At 31.1% G+C, this 16,976-nt stretch carries 17 protein-coding genes; 4 read left to right on the top strand and 13 right to left on the bottom strand.

Annotated elements, in window-relative coordinates; genetic code table 11:
• Positions 1 to 15: 15 nt before the first annotated feature.
• From Q0945_RS06800 to rpsF, 4 genes are all read right to left on the bottom strand, one after another.
• On the bottom strand, positions 16 to 3,147 hold the full coding sequence (locus Q0945_RS06800; RefSeq protein WP_299432496.1) for a TonB-dependent receptor: 3,132 nt from the start codon (positions 3,145 to 3,147) through the stop codon (positions 16 to 18).
• An 87-nt stretch (positions 3,148 to 3,234) separates the two neighbouring features.
• Positions 3,235 to 3,687 carry a 50S ribosomal protein L9 gene (gene rplI / locus Q0945_RS06795; protein ID WP_121067567.1) on the bottom strand — a complete coding sequence of 151 codons (453 nt, stop codon included), beginning with the start codon at positions 3,685 to 3,687 and terminating at the stop codon, positions 3,235 to 3,237.
• 15 nt (positions 3,688 to 3,702) lie between these two features.
• Positions 3,703 to 3,999, bottom strand: coding sequence for a 30S ribosomal protein S18 (gene rpsR / locus Q0945_RS06790; RefSeq protein ID WP_121067570.1), 297 nt, complete (start codon positions 3,997 to 3,999; stop codon positions 3,703 to 3,705).
• 5 nt (positions 4,000 to 4,004) lie between these two features.
• Complete coding sequence (gene rpsF / locus Q0945_RS06785; RefSeq protein WP_121067573.1) at positions 4,005 to 4,346, bottom strand: 30S ribosomal protein S6; 342 nt, start codon at positions 4,344 to 4,346, stop codon at positions 4,005 to 4,007.
• A gap of 262 nt (positions 4,347 to 4,608) precedes the next feature.
• Between rpsF and Q0945_RS06780 the strand changes: the two genes are divergently transcribed.
• Positions 4,609 to 5,301, top strand: coding sequence for a LytTR family DNA-binding domain-containing protein (locus Q0945_RS06780; RefSeq protein ID WP_121067576.1), 693 nt, complete (start codon positions 4,609 to 4,611; stop codon positions 5,299 to 5,301).
• Position 5,302: 1 nt separating this feature from the next.
• Here the strand turns inward: Q0945_RS06780 and priA are convergent, their stop codons facing one another.
• The 4 genes from priA to nadC are packed head-to-tail and all read right to left on the bottom strand — an operon-like array spanning position 5,303 to position 10,025.
• Positions 5,303 to 7,759, bottom strand: a complete 2,457-nt coding sequence (priA, locus tag Q0945_RS06775) for a primosomal protein N' (RefSeq protein ID WP_299432487.1) — start codon at positions 7,757 to 7,759, stop codon at positions 5,303 to 5,305.
• Between the two features lie 3 nt (positions 7,760 to 7,762).
• The gene (locus tag Q0945_RS06770) at positions 7,763 to 8,203 is read right to left on the bottom strand and encodes a DUF2147 domain-containing protein (protein ID WP_299432484.1); all 441 of its coding nucleotides are present in this window, start codon (positions 8,201 to 8,203) and stop codon (positions 7,763 to 7,765) included.
• Positions 8,196 to 9,167 carry a YihY/virulence factor BrkB family protein gene (locus tag Q0945_RS06765; protein WP_299432481.1) on the bottom strand — a complete coding sequence of 324 codons (972 nt, stop codon included), beginning with the start codon at positions 9,165 to 9,167 and terminating at the stop codon, positions 8,196 to 8,198. The genes Q0945_RS06770 and Q0945_RS06765 overlap by 8 nt, the downstream gene beginning before the upstream one ends.
• Positions 9,168 to 10,025, bottom strand: a complete 858-nt coding sequence (gene nadC, locus Q0945_RS06760) for a carboxylating nicotinate-nucleotide diphosphorylase (protein WP_299432478.1) — start codon at positions 10,023 to 10,025, stop codon at positions 9,168 to 9,170.
• A 164-nt stretch (positions 10,026 to 10,189) separates the two neighbouring features.
• On the opposite strand from nadC, the gene rlmH reads away from it, so the two are divergent.
• The gene (rlmH, locus tag Q0945_RS06755) at positions 10,190 to 10,663 is read left to right on the top strand and encodes a 23S rRNA (pseudouridine(1915)-N(3))-methyltransferase RlmH (protein ID WP_299432475.1); all 474 of its coding nucleotides are present in this window, start codon (positions 10,190 to 10,192) and stop codon (positions 10,661 to 10,663) included.
• Between the two features lie 3 nt (positions 10,664 to 10,666).
• Here the strand turns inward: rlmH and Q0945_RS06750 are convergent, their stop codons facing one another.
• The 5 genes from Q0945_RS06750 to Q0945_RS06730 all read right to left on the bottom strand — a co-directional run bounded on the left by Q0945_RS06750 (position 10,667) and on the right by Q0945_RS06730 (position 15,582).
• Positions 10,667 to 11,524, bottom strand: coding sequence for a type IV pili methyl-accepting chemotaxis transducer N-terminal domain-containing protein (locus Q0945_RS06750; RefSeq protein WP_299432472.1), 858 nt, complete (start codon positions 11,522 to 11,524; stop codon positions 10,667 to 10,669).
• A 152-nt stretch (positions 11,525 to 11,676) separates the two neighbouring features.
• Positions 11,677 to 13,560, bottom strand: a complete 1,884-nt coding sequence (gene serA / locus Q0945_RS06745; RefSeq protein WP_299432468.1) for a phosphoglycerate dehydrogenase — start codon at positions 13,558 to 13,560, stop codon at positions 11,677 to 11,679.
• Positions 13,561 to 13,745: 185 nt separating this feature from the next.
• The gene (locus tag Q0945_RS06740; protein WP_299432466.1) at positions 13,746 to 14,450 is read right to left on the bottom strand and encodes a DUF3307 domain-containing protein; all 705 of its coding nucleotides are present in this window, start codon (positions 14,448 to 14,450) and stop codon (positions 13,746 to 13,748) included.
• Positions 14,447 to 15,058, bottom strand: coding sequence for a SatD family protein (locus Q0945_RS06735; protein WP_299432463.1), 612 nt, complete (start codon positions 15,056 to 15,058; stop codon positions 14,447 to 14,449). The genes Q0945_RS06740 and Q0945_RS06735 overlap by 4 nt, the downstream gene beginning before the upstream one ends.
• A gap of 71 nt (positions 15,059 to 15,129) precedes the next feature.
• On the bottom strand, positions 15,130 to 15,582 hold the full coding sequence (locus Q0945_RS06730) for an isoprenylcysteine carboxylmethyltransferase family protein (protein ID WP_299432460.1): 453 nt from the start codon (positions 15,580 to 15,582) through the stop codon (positions 15,130 to 15,132).
• Positions 15,583 to 15,643: 61 nt separating this feature from the next.
• On the opposite strand from Q0945_RS06730, the gene Q0945_RS06725 reads away from it, so the two are divergent.
• Together Q0945_RS06725 and Q0945_RS06720 are read left to right on the top strand one after the other, a co-directional pair.
• Positions 15,644 to 16,222, top strand: a complete 579-nt coding sequence (locus tag Q0945_RS06725) for a non-canonical purine NTP diphosphatase (protein WP_299432457.1) — start codon at positions 15,644 to 15,646, stop codon at positions 16,220 to 16,222.
• Positions 16,222 to 16,866: a DUF4337 domain-containing protein gene (locus Q0945_RS06720; RefSeq protein WP_299432454.1), complete on the top strand. Its 645-nt coding sequence runs from the start codon at positions 16,222 to 16,224 to the stop codon at positions 16,864 to 16,866. Before Q0945_RS06725 ends, Q0945_RS06720 begins: the two co-directional genes overlap by 1 nt.
• Positions 16,867 to 16,976 lie beyond the last annotated feature (110 nt).

The raw sequence follows: 16,976 nt of genomic DNA, 5'->3' as shown, positions 1-16,976 counted from the left end.
TTAAATTATTTGCGCTTAGAAAATGTATCTAACACCAAATTGTCCTTGCCATCTAGAGTCTAAACTAGCATCGTAACCAAAAGTTTCTGTTAACTCTGGGTTAAAAGTATAGGTTGGTACATTTGTATTAACATCAACAGATACCGATAAAGGATTTAAGTTGTTTGCCTGCTGAATAAGTCCCCAATTTGAATTTAATAAGTTTCCAAAATTCAACACATCAAAACTTAATTGAATGGTGTGTGTTTTTCCAGCTACATTAAAATTGTAATCCTGTAAAATTTTAATATCCCACTTACCTCTCCATGGAGCTAAAGCACCGTAACGCTCAGAATACGAACCTCTATTATCACTTAAGTAATTGTCTTGCTGAATGTAAGCCTCAAAAGCCTCTGCTTGTCCTGCTCCAGAAAATTGCATTTGTTGCACTTCTGATGCTGTTGGGATATATAATAAATCGTTATTCTGAAAAGAACTATCATTATTTATGTTCCCCGCATAGGTATAATTAAACCTTCCTCCTTGTGCATACTCAAAGAAAGTAGAAATGGTAGTTGCCCATTTATCATTAGTACCATATACAAATTGCTTAGAACCTACACCTATAAAACGATGCGTATCTCCGTACTTAGAAAAAGCTAAAACATCTGCATTAGCATCTCCTAAATTGGGGTTAAAATCAAAAGCATCTCCCGTAATTTCAGCTTCTATAGAGTTTATATCTTTCGCATTTAAATAGCTATATGCTAAACTAGCATACAAACCATTATCAAAATTCTTTTGCGCTTTTAAAGATACATTCCAGATTCTACCTTTATCAGAATTTGTAAAAACATACGCACTTGTTGGCCCTCCAAATGCATTAGTAGAAACATCACTTGCTTGGTATATTGGACGATTATCTCCTGGTGCATTTAAAGTTCCTGAAGGATCAGCATAAGCCCAGTTTTGTACATGCGCAGCGTTTAAATCTTTAGTATAAGCTACATCTGCCGTAACTACCAAACCATTTTCAAAAGCTTGATCCATTCCTATGTTAGTTCTCCAAACTTGAGGCCATTTAAAATCTGGATCTACAGCTTGGTAGAAGAAAAAGTCTACTCCTTGTACTTGGTTACCCATCCATACAAAAGGCAATTTCCCTGTAAAAACTCCTGTACCACCACGCAATTGTGTCGTATTATCTCCTTTTACATCCCAATTAAAACCAACTCTTGGTGAAATTAACCAATCATTACTTGGCAATTGCTCAGAGTCTATAGTTGTTGGTTCTCCTGTATTTGGATTAAAATAAACATTATCTGGTTGATAGGTTCCTTTTCTATCTATATTCTCTGTAATCTTATCTTTAGTATCAAAGTATAATGGTTTATCAAAACGCACACCATAGGTTAATTTAAAATCATCTGTAGCACTCCATTCGTCTTGTACATAAAAAGATAATTGACCGACATTAGTTTCTGCTAAAGACCATTTTCCTGGCTCACCATCTTCAAAATTATTATTGTCATTAAATGTTGCTTGCGCACTTGCTAATGCACCAGCATAATTATTTGCATCAAAATCTGCAATATCAACACTTCCAAACAAATCAAAACCATAAGCAGTTAAGTTGAAAGAATTGTCAAATTGAAATTTTTCAAAAGAAAAACCTATAGTATAGGTATGATTACCTTTAAAGATATTCATATTATTAGTTAACTGAAAAACTTTCTGGTCTAACCTATTATGAATTGAAAAAGGCTCATGTCCTGCAATAATATAATTAACACCATCTTTTGTAATATTAATTGAAGGAGCTGGAGCAGATAAAGGATTTCTAAAATCATCAAAATGAGTGTATCCAACCTGTAATTTATTTGTTACTTCATCGCTCAATGTTGAATTAAGCTCTAATTGCACAGAGTTTAGTTTATTGTTTATTTGATATCCAGTATTCTGAAATTGTAAAGTAGTAAAACTAGGCTCTCTTGCTGTTATTGCTGTTGGATGTGCTGGTTGTTCCTTTGAAGCATTTAAAAAATTATAAATAAGAGCCAATCTATTTTTATCATTAATATTCCAATCTAATTTAAAAATACCTTTAGTAGATTCTGATGCGTATGTAAATCCTTCATATGCCCCAGTATCATAACCAATTCCTGCTAAACCTGACTGAACCGCTAACAAATCGCTTTCTAAAACTCTAGATTCATTAATAGCTCCTGATCCAGTATTAGGCACCCAACCATTAGAACCCAAATCATCTCTTTCATCTTTTTCAAAATTTGCAAAAAAGAAAAGCTTATCTTTTACAATAGGTCCTCCAATACTAACTCCATATTGACTCTGATTTAAGTCTGGTTTAGTTACGTCTTCTCCTTTAATTTTACCACCAGTTAAAGCCTCACTTCTTGTAAAACCATAAACAGTTCCATGAAATTCGTTTGTTCCACTTTTAGTTACTGCATTTACTGTAGCACCTGTAAATCCTGATTGCGTGACATCATAAGGCGCAGTAGATACTTGAATTTGTTCAATAGCATCTAGAGAGATTGGCTGAGCTCCCGACTGACCTCCAGGCGTTGGTGAATCTAACCCAAATGGGTTATTAAAAATAGCCCCGTCTAAAGAAAAATTATTGTATTGATCATTACGTCCTCCAAAAGAGTTTCCACTTGCTGTAGGCTCTAATCTAGTAAAATCTTGTGCAGAACGTGAAATAGTAGGCAAACGTGTTAATTCTCTACGACCCACACTCGTTTCTGCCCCTGTACGATCACTACCAAATGTGCCGCCGCGATCAGATATTACTACAACTTCATCTAAAGATTCTGCTGCATTAGATAATTTAGCATCTACATTAAAAGTTTTTCCTAAACTTAAATAAATATTTTCTTGCTCAAAATCTTGAAAACCAATATATGATATTGTTAAGCTATAAGGTCCTCCTACTCTAAGGTTAAGTAAGTTATAACGACCGTCTTCATTACTAATTGAACCATATTTAGTTCCTGTGGGTGTATGAACAGCAACTATATTAGCACCAAGTAAAGGTACTCCTTCATTATCTAATACACTACCTCTAATATTTGAAGTAGTAACTTGCGCAATTACAGAAGTAAATGCAAATACCAGCAATAAAGCTGAAAGCATCAGTTTTTTCATAAAATATATTTTTGAGTCACGCAAATTTAACCCAAAAAAAAGAGCTATGCGCGCATAGCTCTTAAAATTATTAACGCTTTGTTAACTTTATTTATTCTCAGCAACAACTTCAAAAGGAAATTCTACAATTACCTCTCTATGTAATCTAATCTGAGCATTGTATGGTCCAGTTCTTTTTACAGAACCTCCATTAATACTAATGTACTTTTTCTCTATTGTTTGACCTTCTTTTTCTAAAGCTGCAGCTAAATCTATAGTAGTAACAGATCCAAATAATTTGTCTCCTGCACCAGTTTTAGCAGCAATTTTTAATTCTAGTCCTTTAAGAGTTTCTGCAGTTTTATTTGCTGCTTCTACAATTTTCTTTTCTTTATGTGCTCTTTGCTTTAAATTTTCTGCTAAAACTTTTTTAGCTGAAGTTGTAGCTAGAGCAGCTAAACCTTGAGGGATAAGAAAATTTCTTCCATATCCGTTCTTTACGTTAACTACGTCGTCTTTAAAACCTAAGTTTTGTACGTCTTCCTTTAATATTAGTTCCATGGTTCTTTTTCTTTATTATTTTAATAAATCACCAACGTAAGGCATTAATGCAATATGACGTGCTCTTTTAACAGCCTGCGCCACTTTTCTTTGATACTTTAAAGAAGTACCTGTAAGTCTTCTTGGAAGTAATTTACCTTGCTCGTTTACTAATTTCATTAAGAAATCTGCATCTTTATAATCTATATATTTGATACCTGATTTCTTAAAACGACAATACTTTTTACGTGTATTGGTTTCAATATTAAGTGGAGTTAAATATCTAATTTCTCCATCTTTTTTTCCTTTTGCCTGTTGTTCTATAGATGCCATAGTCCTTACGCTTTAGTAGTTTTATTTCTTGTTCTTCTTTTTTCTGCCCACGCAATTGCATGTTTGTCTAACTTAACCGTTAAGAAACGCATAACACGCTCGTCACGTCTAAATTCTTGCTCGTAAGGAGTAACTATATCTCCTTCTCCTGAAAATTCAAACAAGTGATAAAAACCACTCTTTTTGTGTTGAATAGGGTAAGCTAATTTCTTTAGCCCCCAATTTTCTTTGGCTACCATTTTGGCACCATTCTTAATTAAGAAATCTTCAAATTTCTTAACTGTTTCCTCTATCTGCGTATCAGATAGAACGGGATTCAAAATGAAAACAGTTTCGTAATGATTCATAATACTTTATTTTTTAAGGTCTGCAAAAGTAGGAATATTATTTTATATATCACATAAAATAATATTATTTACGTTTTATTACACGAAAACGGAAAATTCATCGTTATAACTAGGAAGCTTTAAAATTTAAATTAACCAAATCTTTAATATATGATCATTGCTAATTACACAATAAACAATGCATTGTTTACATCTTTTGTTGCAATTCATCTTGTTTTTTCTGTTCTTTGTCGATGATTTAACCCCACAAATCAGCCGTTTTATGAAATTAAGAAGTATTATTGTAGACGACTCCTCTATGCAGAGGATGGCAGTTGCCAAATTGGTAAACAACCATCCCAACCTAGCATTAGTAGCCGAATACAGCAACGCAATTGAGGCTAAGAATGGTATTAAAAACAACGAGATAGATTTAATTTTTCTTGATGTTGAGATGCCTATCATTACTGGGTTCGACCTACTCGAGTCCCTAGATAACAGTCCTCAGGTAATATTAATTACCGGAAAACCAGATTATGCCTTAAAAGCATTTGACTACGATGTAACAGATTATTTACACAAGCCAATTACTATGGCTCGTTTTGATGCTTCTGTTAAAAGAGCCGTAGCAAAGTTTGAACAAGCTAACAAAGTTCATGAAGATGAAGAGCATATTTTTGTTAAAAGTAATCTTAAAAAGAGAAAAGTTATACTTAATGACATTAAGTGGATTGAAGCTCTTGGTGACTACATAAAATTAGTTACAGATGAAGCAAATATCGTAATCTTATCAACAATGAAATCTTTTGAAAAGCAATTGCCAGAAGAAAAATTTCTTAGAATTCACAAATCCTACATTGTGAATTTAGAAAAAGTTGAAAAGTTCAATAGCAAAAATGTTGAAGTTAGCGGTAGATCTATACCATTAAGTAGAAACAAGAAAACAGAACTAGCAGAAGCGCTTAGTAACGTTTAACTTATATGTGATCTACATTGTAGATTACTCTTACACTTCTAAAGTGTGCAATAGCATTAAAAGATTTTTCAACTCTTTTAATGCTATTTTTTGTTTTACCCAAATGTGCTTCTTTATTAATCTTTATCGTTATATGTTTTATATACTGATTACGGATTCTTGCCACAGGCGGATATTCTGGTCCTAATACATTCTCTCCAAATATATTTCTTACCCCTTTACCAAACCATTCTGCAGCTTCATTTAACTTATTATAATCTTTGTGCTTAAATGTTATTTTTAGAATCCTATTTAAAGGCGGATATTTAAATTGCCTACGCTCATATAATTGTTCTTTGTACATTCCTTCATAATCATGTACAGAAACTTGTTTTAGTATTTGATGGTACGGATTATAGGTTTGTATTAGCACCTCTCCTCTTTTTTTAGTTCTCCCCGCCCTACCTGCAACTTGTGTTAATAATTGAAAAGTTCTTTCGTGCGCTCTATAATCTGGGAAATTTAGCAACGAATCTGCACTCATAATCCCAACTAGGCTTACATTTCTAAAATCTAATCCTTTTGTTAGCATTTGGGTACCTACTAAAATATCTATCTCTTGTTGCTCAAAAGCAGTAATTATTTTTTCATAACCATATTTACCTCTGGTGGTATCCAAATCCATTCTACCAACCTTAGTCTCTGGAAAAAGTTCTCGCAATTCTTTTTCTACTTGCTCTGTTCCAAAACCTTTAGTATCTAACTTAGCACTACCACAGGCTTGGCAACTTTTTTGCAGTGGAATATAATAACTACAGTAATGACAACGTAATTGTTTTTTATGTTGATGATAGGTTAAACTAACATCGCAATTAGGACACTGCGGACTATGACCACAAGTAGCACATTCTAATATAGGAGCATATCCTCTTCTATTTTGAAAAAGAATAACTTGCTCTCCTAAATCTAATGTCTCCGTAATCTTTTCTAATAAACGTTCCGAAAAGTGACCTTTCATTTTTCGTTTTCGGCTTTCTTCTTTTATATCTACCAGTTCAATTTCTGGCATTAATACATTTCCAAAACGCTTATTTATTTCTGCATATCCATATTTACCATTTAGAGCATTAAAATAACTTTCTATACTTGGAGTGGCAGAACCAAGGAGAATATCTGCTTTATGCAGTTTCCCTAATACTATTGCCGTATCTCTTGCATGGTATCTTGGTGCCGGGTCAAATTGTTTAAAAGAACTTTCATGTTCTTCATCTATAATTACTAAACCTAAATTACTAAATGGCAAAAACAAAGAAGACCTTGCCCCTATTACTACTTGTGCTTTAGATTTTTGCGTTAATACATTATTCCAAACCTCTACTCGTTCATGAATACTGTATTTAGAATGATAAACCGAAACCTGCCCTCCAAAGTAATTTTGAAGTCTGCCAATTAACTGCGTAGTAAGTGCTATTTCTGGAAGAAGATATAAGGCTTGTTTCCCCTCTTCTACACATTTTTGAATCAGTTTTACATAAACCTCCGTCTTACCAGAAGAAGTAACTCCTTTTAACAAAGTAACTTTCTCTTGAGCAAAAGATACAGTTATACTTTCTATTGCAGTATTCTGAAATTCATTTAATTTTTTTAAAGTAGATTGTTCTGTATCTGAATTAAAGGAAACTCTATCAGTCTGAATTTTATACTCTTTTAGTATTCCCTTTTTGACTAAAGATTTTATTATAGCATTAGAACTTCCGCTACGCTCTACTAAATCAGAAACTTTTATGGGTTTTCTTGTAGATGCTTGTAATTGAAATAAAGATAATACTACCTGGCTTTGTTTTGGTGCCCTTGTTAAGGATTCTAATAATTTTATTAATGCTTCTTCTGTAGTATATGCTTCTCCTAAAGCTACATAAGAAACTAGTTTTGGTTTGTATTGCGCATATATTTCTTCTTTTAAAAGAATAACTTCTTTTGCTAGCAATCTATTTAATATTGGAAGTATATTTTTACGTTCTACAATTGCAGCTACCTCATGTACTTTTAAAATGGGTTGGTGCTCTAACGCTTCAAATACTAAAAATTCATCATCCTTTAAATCTGCATCCTTAACATCTGTATTTTCATTTTTTAAAATAAGGGTTTCACTTTCTAATAAAAAAGCACTTGGAACAGCACTCCTAAAAACCTCACCAATAGTACACATGTAATAATCTGCCAACCACTCCCAATGTTTAATCTGAAAAGCATTAACTAAAGGTTCATCTTCTAAAATTTGATGTATTTCTTTAGCCTCATAAACTGTAGGTGCTGTAGCATGTATATTATGTACTAAAGCGGTGTATATTTTAGATTTTCCAAATGGTACTGCCACACGCATACCCGCTTGTAATATCTGAGCTTCTTCTGCGGAGATACTATAAGTAAATAGCCTTTCTAAAGGTATAGGTAATATTACATCAATAAAATAACTCATTTATTATTCCTCTACACGTACCCAAGTTTGGGTTCTATATATAAAAGCTAAATAACCTCTTACTTTTAATTCATTTTCATTATCTGGGTTTAACCATATTTTGCAGCGAAACGTCATTGCTTGCTCTGGGTCAAAAAGTGTTTTTCCTTTCCACTCCCCATCTTCATTTTCTTCGGCAGCATCAATAATAGTCATTCCTAAAACTGGCTTATCTTTTAAATCTCCTTCGCACTTACCGCAAAGCATATTTTCTTTTCCAGGTTCTAAAACTTTTATCAAACGACCATACATAAGGCCATCTTTCTTATAAATATCTATAACTCCTTTTGGCAAGCCTGTTCTGTCATCTATTGTTTTCCATTTTCCAAAAACGCTCTGAGACTGACTTAAATTAACTACTAATAAAAATAATACAATTATTATCTCTTTACTAAACTTAATCATTCTTATTAGATATTTTTCTCAGGGAATTTAAAGAAGCGTTTAGCTCAAACCCAAGTAGCAATATATTAGAATTTAACCAGATATACACCATTAAAATTAACAATCCTCCTAATGCTCCATACAACTCGTTATATCTTGCAAATTTTTCTACATAAACTCCAAATAAATAAGATGTTACCATAAAAAGCAACGTAGTCATTAAAGCTCCTAAGGAAAAAAATCTTGCTTTCTTACCTTCTGCTGTTCCAAAATAATATAAAATTGCGGTGGTAAAATAAGATAATATAATAAAGAACAATACTTTTCCTATTTGCGCTCCAACTATATCATTATTTGTTAAATCATATCCTCGCGTTTTTGCTGCCCACTCACTTAAATAATCAATTATATAAAACTCAAAATATACATATGCAACAGCCCCTATTATAAGCAATAATGACAAAAGTAAGCCCACCAGTAGTGCATAAGCATACTGCCTAAAAAAATTACGCGTTAAGTTTATATGATATGAATTTTCAAAACCTCCAAAAATAGCATTTACACCATTTGCCATTAAAAATATAGATATTAAAAATGCAGAAGAACGAATACCTCCTTGTTTCTGGTCTTTTATTTGTTGGTAAATATCTCCAAAATAATCACTCGTAGCTGATGGTAAAAAGGATTCTAAAAAAATTAAAAATTGCGCATCAAAATTTTCATTACCCACGCTTGCATATGGTATAATCCAAGGCACAAGGGTTAACAGAAAAATTAATAAAGGAAATAGAGCCATAAATAAGCTAAAAGCAATAGAACTAGCTCTTGTAGACAATGCTCCTTGCCCCACACCTACTACATACATTTCTATTAAATCATAACTAGAAAGCCCTCTAAATCCAGGTAATTTTATTTTTTTTAATAGAGAAACCACTGTATTTACAACAGGTATTTTATTAAGTTTTTCCTCTATTTCTTTTGACATTTATACTGCTTTAAGACTCAAATCCATATTATAAACTGAATGTGTTAATGCTCCCGAAGAAATATAATTTACACCGCATTCTGCATACTGTCTTATAGTTTTCTCATTTATACCTCCAGAGGATTCTGTTAAACAAGTATCTCCAATTAATTTTACAGCAGTGCGCGTATCTTCATAATTAAAATTATCTATAAGAATACGATATACTCCTTCTGTTTTTAATATTTCTTTAATCTCATTTAAATCTCTTGCTTCTACAATTATTTTTAAATCTTTATTATTCTCCTTTAAATATTGTTTTGTTTTTTCAATAGCTTGTGTAAGGCCTCCACAAAAATCTATATGATTATCTTTTAGCATAATCATATCATACAAAGCAAATCTATGGTTTTCTCCACCTCCTATTTTAACTGCCCATTTTTCTAATGCTCTTATTCCTGGGGTAGTTTTTCTTGTGTCTAATATCTTAGTACCTGTACCTTCTAATAATTTTACAAAGAAATTTGTTTTAGTTGCAATAGCGCTCATACGTTGCATTGCATTTAAAACCAATCTTTCTGCCTTTAATATACTTTGCGAACTACCTTCTACATAAAAAACAATATCTCCGTACTTTACAGCAGCGCCATCTTCAAGAAGCGTTTCTATTTTTAAGCTAGAATCTACATAATTAAAAACTTGCTTTGCAAACGCTACGCCAGCAATTATACCATCATCTTTTACTAAAAGCTTTGCTTTTCCAGTTGCTGTTTCTGGAATACACGCTAGAGAACTATGATCCCCATCTCCTATATCTTCTCTAATAGCATTTTTTATTATTCCGTCTATCTCTATCTTAAATTGTATTTCTGAAATCATTAATTTTATATTGCTTTATGCTAAAATACTAAAAACATACTCTATTTAATCCCCGCTTTGTATTTAATTATTGGATGTATACTCAGAAATAATAAGAGCATATTATTTTTCTATAGCCAGTTCCTTAACGCAAAGATATTGCCAAAATAATTTAACTTTGAGGCATGACTATAAAATTAATAGCTATAGGGAAAACGGATAGCAAACAACTACAAGAATTAATAAATATTTACACCAAACGCTTACAACACTATATAAAGTTCTCTTTAGACATTATCCCCGATATAAAAAATGTGAAGAATTTATCCGAAAAGCAGCAAAAAGAAAAAGAAGGAGAACTTATTTTAAAAAAAATAATCCCTACCGATGTTTTAGTATTGTTAGATGAAAATGGAAAGCAATTTTCTTCTGTAGATTTCTCTAATTATCTACAAAAAAAGATGAATGCAGGTAATAAACAATTAGTATTTGTAATTGGTGGTCCTTATGGTTTTAGCGATAATATTTATAAAGCAGCAAAAGGAAAAATTAGTTTATCAAAAATGACATTCTCTCACCAAATGGTTCGCTTATTTATGGTAGAACAAATTTACAGAGGATTCACTATTTTAAAAAATGAACCATATCATCACAGATAAATTTTAAGCTTTTTTTAGAGCTTTTACCATAAACTCTGATACTTGCTCTACCCCATCTAATTCTTCTACCACAAATTTTATAATCTCTTTTTGTCTTTCTGGGTTTTTCTCTACTTTAAGTACATATTGATGGTCTTTAATATTTTTTACATGGTTAGAGAATGCATGAGATTGATGCCAAGCAATTTCTTCTAGCTTTTTGTTCTGTTTTACTATTCTATTAATTATAGGATTTACAATAAATATAATTTCTATTAAAACAATTAGAACAGAAAGTATTGCCAAGTACTTTTCTAAAATCATCATATTACTTATATCTTTCTCTGATTCTTTCTGGAATTGCCAAACAATTTTATCCATTAAAGTCACAAACTGTTTTTCGTTATATTTTAAATCACTAAGAGAAACATCTTCTAAATTTTGCACATTGTCTAAGGCGTTTAAAATCCCATTAAAATAAGGACGCAGCATTGCAAAATTCATTCTAATATCTTCATTTTTTAAAGGAAATATTCCAATTTTCTCATTTCCTTCTTGCAAATCTCTATCTACCCTTCTCAAAGAGGCAAGTGCAGATTTTAATTCCCCGTACTCGCATTTTTCTCCATACCTGCAATTGTAAAATTCTTTTACCACTTTTTGAGAAAGCATACGCTGCCTACCTGCAATGTTTATTACCACAGCATCGGAACTTTGTTTTGCCAATGAATATTGCACAATAGTTTGCGTACCTATAGTAAGTAATATAATAGTAAGTACTAAAAGGTAATATGCATTAAAACCTTTTCTAAAGTTCTTTTTAAAAAAACTTTTTACTATTTCTGGAATCATCTTCATTATAATACATAAGATTTTTCTCACAATTTATAATGATGAAAGACCACACGCAATTAAATGTTGTGTAAATAACTTTTTACAGAGTGTAGATGCATTTTAGTGATTAAAAAACAAAAAAAATCTAGGCTATTTACATAACCTAGATTTTTAATTTATTTACAAGATTTTATAGCCTACTAATACAGTACTCTAAATTTTATAGTATTTTCAACCTTTTTAAGGGCTTTTAACACCTCTTTATCATAATCTTTATCTAAGTCTGATATTACATAACCTACTTCACTATCTGTAGATAGGTATTGAGCCGATATATTCATTTCATACTTAGCTAAAACTTCATTTATTTTTGCCATTATGCCTGGTACATTTTTATGTATGTGCAAAAATCTATGTGCTTTATTTTGCTTTGGAAGTCTTATATTAGGAAAGTTAACAGCATCTACTGTATTTCCTGAATTTATATAATCCATTATTTTATTAGGTACAAAATCAGCAATATCTCTTTGCGCTTCTTCAGTGCTTCCTCCAACGTGCGGTGTTAAAATTACATTTGGCAATCCTTGTAGTTGAGACATAAATTCTCCATTAGCTCTAGGCTCTTCAGGATAAACATCTACGGCAGCACCACCTAGTTTACCACTTTTTAAAGCTGCAACTAAAGCTTCAATATCTACTACAAAACCTCTGGAAAGGTTTATTAACATTGCTCCTTTTTTCATTCGGTTAATTTCTCTTTCCCCAATGAAATTCTTGTTCGCTTTATTATCATCTATATGCAATGTAACAACATCTGAAACAGATAGTAAATCTTCAAGAGTATTACATTTTACAGCATTACCTAATGCTAATTTATCATCAACATCATAATAATACACACGCATACCAATAGCTTCTGCTAATACAGAGAGTTGTTTTCCTATATTACCATAACCAACAATTCCTAAGTTTTTACCTCTAACTTCTCTAGAATTTGCTGCTGTTTTATTCCATTGCCCAGAATGTATTTCTGAACTACGTTGAAAAACAGAACGCATTAACATAATTATTTGACCTATTGCTAATTCTACTACAGAACGCGTATTACTATAAGGAGCATTAAATACTACAACACCTTTATTTTTACAATAAGATAAATCTATTTGTGTGGTTCCTATACAGAAAGCTCCAACTACTAATAATTTATCTGCTGCATCTAAAACTTTCTTAGTTACCTGTGTTTTAGATCGTATTCCTAAAACATGAACACCTTTTATTTTTTCTATTAGCTCTTCTTCTGGAATACTATGCTTCACCAGCTCTACAGAAAAACCTTCTTCAGAAAGATTTTCAAATGCATCTGGATGCACATTTTCTAATAATAAAATTTTAATTCTATTCTTTGGATATGATATATTTCTTGGCAAATCGTTCACAAATAAAAATTCATCTAGGTTAGGTGTAATATAATCAGCTTTGTTTGCTGCTTTTTCTCTATGCACATTTTCTGTATAAGCAAAAAACTTATCTGCTATACCAGCTTCGCGCATTACATAATCACTATAGCCATCTCCAATAACTTGAACTTCTCCGTCCAAGTTCATATTCTTTAGGCATTCTATTTTCCCATTGTGTTGTGATAATACATTATCATTATCAAAACCAATTATTTCTCCTTTTTCATTAAATTCAAAAGTATTAGCATATACTCTATCTTTAGGAATATTATATTCTTCTACAATAGGAACTATAAATTCTTTAAAACCACAGGATATTACATAAATATCATCCGAGAATTTTTCAAAAAACTCTTTATTGGACTCTATGGATTTGGAAATTTTTTGCCTTAACTCTGTTACCAAAGGCTCTAAATCATCTTTATGCGCATTTAAAAGCTTAATTCTACGCTCTAAAGACTCGGTGAAAGATATATCACCGTCTATCCCTAAATTAGTTATTTTCTGTATTTCCTCAATAATTTCTTCGCGATTAGAGCGCCCCTCTAATGTCATTTCTGCCAGAACGTCTAATGCTTCTACTCTTGTTAAGGTACTATCAAAATCGAAAACGTATTTCCTTCCCACAGTAATTGATTTTTTTTTAAAAAAAATTAAGCCGTAAAAATAAAACTTATTTCTATCTGATAATAGCCGAAAAGGCAAATAAAACAAAATGATTACAATTTGATGTTATTTACACATGAAAACAGACAAATAGTAATAAAAAGAAAACCTACATAGAAGATTAAAATTCTATCCACAAAATCATTTTACAAACTAATACTAGTGTAAGCTATACCTGTTAAAATTGCAAGACCAAAACTCACCAATGTTCCTATTAAAATATACTCTGTTAGTTTTCTATTATTGCTTTCTTTTAAATCATTAAAACGAAAAACAGATTTTGCTGCAATTAACAATCCTATTCCTTCCCACCTACCTAAAACTATAAATATTAAAACAAATAGGCGCTCTAAAATCCCTATATATTTACCCGCATTTGGGAGTGATTTATGGTCTGTTGGTATTTGATTAGACATTGCTTCTAAAAGTTTTCCCATTAGTATTGCTGATGGAAAAGTAACAAAAACTACTGCTGTTACTAAAGCCCAATTTAAATTTTCAAAAACAGTTATGGTATTCTCGTATAAATTTCCATAAAATGCACAGCAATACAATACTAAAATATGTAATAATTGGTCTATAAAAAATGGTATGCTTTTATTTTTAAAAAACGGTGTAATGTAAAGTTTTACTACATCTATAACTAAATGAGATCCCATAATTATTAGGGCTATTTTCCACATAGAAAAATCCCATAGAACTACCATGGTAATCAAAAAATGTAAAAAAACATGCAGGTACAAGTACTTAGAACCAGCTTTATTTGCTTCTTTATGTATTACCCATTTTGTAGGCTGTATAATAAAATCTCCAATTAAATGTGCTAAAAACAGTTTTATAAAAAATATCATTCTTTTATTTCTTTACTTAATTCTTGATAAAAATCTAACATATTTAAAACTAAATCTAATCTTGCTCTTTTATATCGCTGACTTACTGCAGACTGTTTTATTCCTAATTGTTTCGCAATTTCTTTTTGCGACACATTCGGATTATTAAGTACTATTGTTACAATTTCTGCAGAGACAACACTCCAATCGTTCATAAAATCTAAACCTAATTTTAATATCAAATTTAATATCTTATCATGATGTTTGTGTCCAGTTGCAATTTCTAAATTTAATTTAGAAGCTTTTAATGTATTAAACATTCTGCCAGAACGCTTATATGCCGTTCCATTAGATTCACTCACACTACTTCCAGCATAAGTTTCTAAGCCTATACCTATTGCCATTCTAACATCTAAATTCTTTACTTTTTTAATTTGCGCTTTTAAATGTATCGCAACTTTTAAAGCCTTATCTACAGGAAGTTTAACTTGAAATTCATCACCCCTATACACTTCCCAATCTAAAGGAGAAGTTCCTAGAGATTCTAAATAGTTTTTTAAAATAGGCATCCAATCCGAAGAGTTATAATTCTCTGAATTAACAATATCTCCTGTAATAACTGCAATCATAATATATAAGTTAAAACGCTAATATATAAAAATATAAGCAAAATAACTAATATTTGTCATTATAAGCTTTTTTAAAACCACCTTCTAACTTTAGAACAGTACATTTTATACGCTTTACCAAAATGATTTTGTAGAATTTCTTCTTCTGGAAAAATTTGAAATTTATTCATATAATGTACAAAACCAGCAATTAATAAAGAATTAAATGCATTACCAAGCCATAATCCAAAACCAACCAGCAAGAAAAGCATTGCTAAGTACATAGGGTTTCTAGAGTATTTATATAATCCATTAGTTACCAAATTAGAAACTTTATCTGGCTTCATGGGATCTACAGTTGTTTTTTCTTTATAAAATTGAATTACAGCCAAAAAACCAATACATAAAGATAACCCCAGCAAAAAATAAATTAAATACGTTTGTCTTAAAAAATTAAAATATCCAAAAGGTAAAACTTTTGCACAAAAGAACATTAGTAAAGCAAATAGTACTAATACAACTGCAGGAGGTAATTTTAATTTCATCTTATAAAATTACTATTTTTGATTTGCATAGAAGAAAGCAACCTATATTAAAAAATCATAAATGAAAATTGTATTTGCAACAAACAACCTTAATAAGTTAAAAGAAGTACAATTACTAGTTCCAAAGACTATTACACTACTTTCCCTAAAGGATATTAATTGCACCGAAGATATTGAGGAAACAGCAAACACCTTAGAAGGTAATGCTAAAATTAAAGCAGATTATATTTCAAACACATACAACTTACCTTGTTTTGCAGACGATACTGGGCTATTAGTTACTGCATTAAATGGGGAACCTGGTGTATACTCTGCAAGATATGCAGGAGCGCAAAAATCATCCGAAGATAATATGAACCTATTATTACAAAAACTAAGTAATAAAACAGATAGAACAGCCCATTTTAAGACCATAATTGCATTAAATTTAAACAATACGCAGACTTTTTTTAGTGGTATTGCAGAAGGAGAAATTACAAAAGAAAAACACGGAGAAAAAGGTTTTGGCTATGATCCTATTTTTAAACCAAACGGGTATAATAAAACTTTTGCGCAACTACCATTAGACACTAAAAATAAAATAAGCCACAGAGGCAAAGCAATACAACTGTTAATAAACCACTTAAACACTATTGCGTAATGACTAACAATAAACAAAAAAACGAAATGGTATCGGTATCTGTAGCATCAGAACGTGCCGAAGCAATTGGTGGTGTTCTTATTGCATTTTTTGCTGCTTTAATGGCAATTTCTCAAATGGTAAATGGCGAGCTTGAAGAAGAAATGATGATTGCTCATAACAAAGTGGTTAATTACTCTAGTTGGTACCAATCTAAAAGCATAAAACAAAGCCTAAAAGAAAGTGAACTAGACTATTTACAAGCTTTACTAAATACTGGTATTGTACAAGAAAATAAACAAGAATATCTTTTAATTAAAATTGAAGACACTAAAAGTAAAATAGAAAAATACCGCGCAGAAAAAAAAGAAATATTAATTGGATCTACTAACATAACCAAAGAAGAATGGGCTCAAGATTTAGATGGAAAAATGGGGGCAATTGTTGGAATAAAAGAATGGGAAAAATTAACCGATGATTATGATCTAGCTACCAAAAAATTTGACTTAGGAATGCTTTTTTTTCAAATAAGTATTGTTTTGGGAGCCGTTTGTATTATTATTTACGACAACCCTAAGTTGCAAAAAACATTTATTATCCTAATGGTATTGTTTGGCATTATAGGTACTATTCTTTCAATTTATGGATATTCAATAACACCATAAAACAAATAAATAAAACACATTTTCCTATTCTAATTAAATAGAGTACCTTTGCAGCTTTATTAAACGCCGCTGGTATAGCATGTGTTGCGCTGAGTCTAAATGGGTTACAA

It is taken from the genome of uncultured Maribacter sp. (genome assembly GCF_947500405.1).
Classification (GTDB): Bacteria; Bacteroidota; Bacteroidia; order Flavobacteriales; family Flavobacteriaceae; genus Maribacter_B.
This window is presented reverse-complemented; position numbering and strand designations above follow the sequence as displayed.

Bases quoted from the DNA above. Each gene is read 5' to 3' on its own strand.
- Q0945_RS06800 (WP_299432496.1), bottom strand. From the start codon at position 3,147: ATGAAAAAACTGATGCTTTCAGCTTTATTGCTGGTATTTGCATTTACT.
- rplI (WP_121067567.1), bottom strand. From the start codon at position 3,687: ATGGAACTAATATTAAAGGAAGACGTACAAAACTTAGGTTTTAAAGAC.
- rpsR (WP_121067570.1), bottom strand. From the start codon at position 3,999: ATGGCATCTATAGAACAACAGGCAAAAGGAAAAAAAGATGGAGAAATT.
- rpsF (WP_121067573.1), bottom strand. From the start codon at position 4,346: ATGAATCATTACGAAACTGTTTTCATTTTGAATCCCGTTCTATCTGAT.
- Q0945_RS06780 (WP_121067576.1), top strand. From the start codon at position 4,609: ATGAAATTAAGAAGTATTATTGTAGACGACTCCTCTATGCAGAGGATG.
- priA (WP_299432487.1), bottom strand. From the start codon at position 7,759: ATGAGTTATTTTATTGATGTAATATTACCTATACCTTTAGAAAGGCTA.
- Q0945_RS06770 (WP_299432484.1), bottom strand. From the start codon at position 8,203: ATGATTAAGTTTAGTAAAGAGATAATAATTGTATTATTTTTATTAGTA.
- Q0945_RS06765 (WP_299432481.1), bottom strand. From the start codon at position 9,167: ATGTCAAAAGAAATAGAGGAAAAACTTAATAAAATACCTGTTGTAAAT.
- nadC (WP_299432478.1), bottom strand. From the start codon at position 10,025: ATGATTTCAGAAATACAATTTAAGATAGAGATAGACGGAATAATAAAA.
- rlmH (WP_299432475.1), top strand. From the start codon at position 10,190: ATGACTATAAAATTAATAGCTATAGGGAAAACGGATAGCAAACAACTA.
- Q0945_RS06740 (WP_299432466.1), bottom strand. From the start codon at position 14,450: ATGATATTTTTTATAAAACTGTTTTTAGCACATTTAATTGGAGATTTT.
- Q0945_RS06735 (WP_299432463.1), bottom strand. From the start codon at position 15,058: ATGATTGCAGTTATTACAGGAGATATTGTTAATTCAGAGAATTATAAC.
- Q0945_RS06730 (WP_299432460.1), bottom strand. From the start codon at position 15,582: ATGAAATTAAAATTACCTCCTGCAGTTGTATTAGTACTATTTGCTTTA.
- Q0945_RS06725 (WP_299432457.1), top strand. From the start codon at position 15,644: ATGAAAATTGTATTTGCAACAAACAACCTTAATAAGTTAAAAGAAGTA.
- Q0945_RS06720 (WP_299432454.1), top strand. From the start codon at position 16,222: ATGACTAACAATAAACAAAAAAACGAAATGGTATCGGTATCTGTAGCA.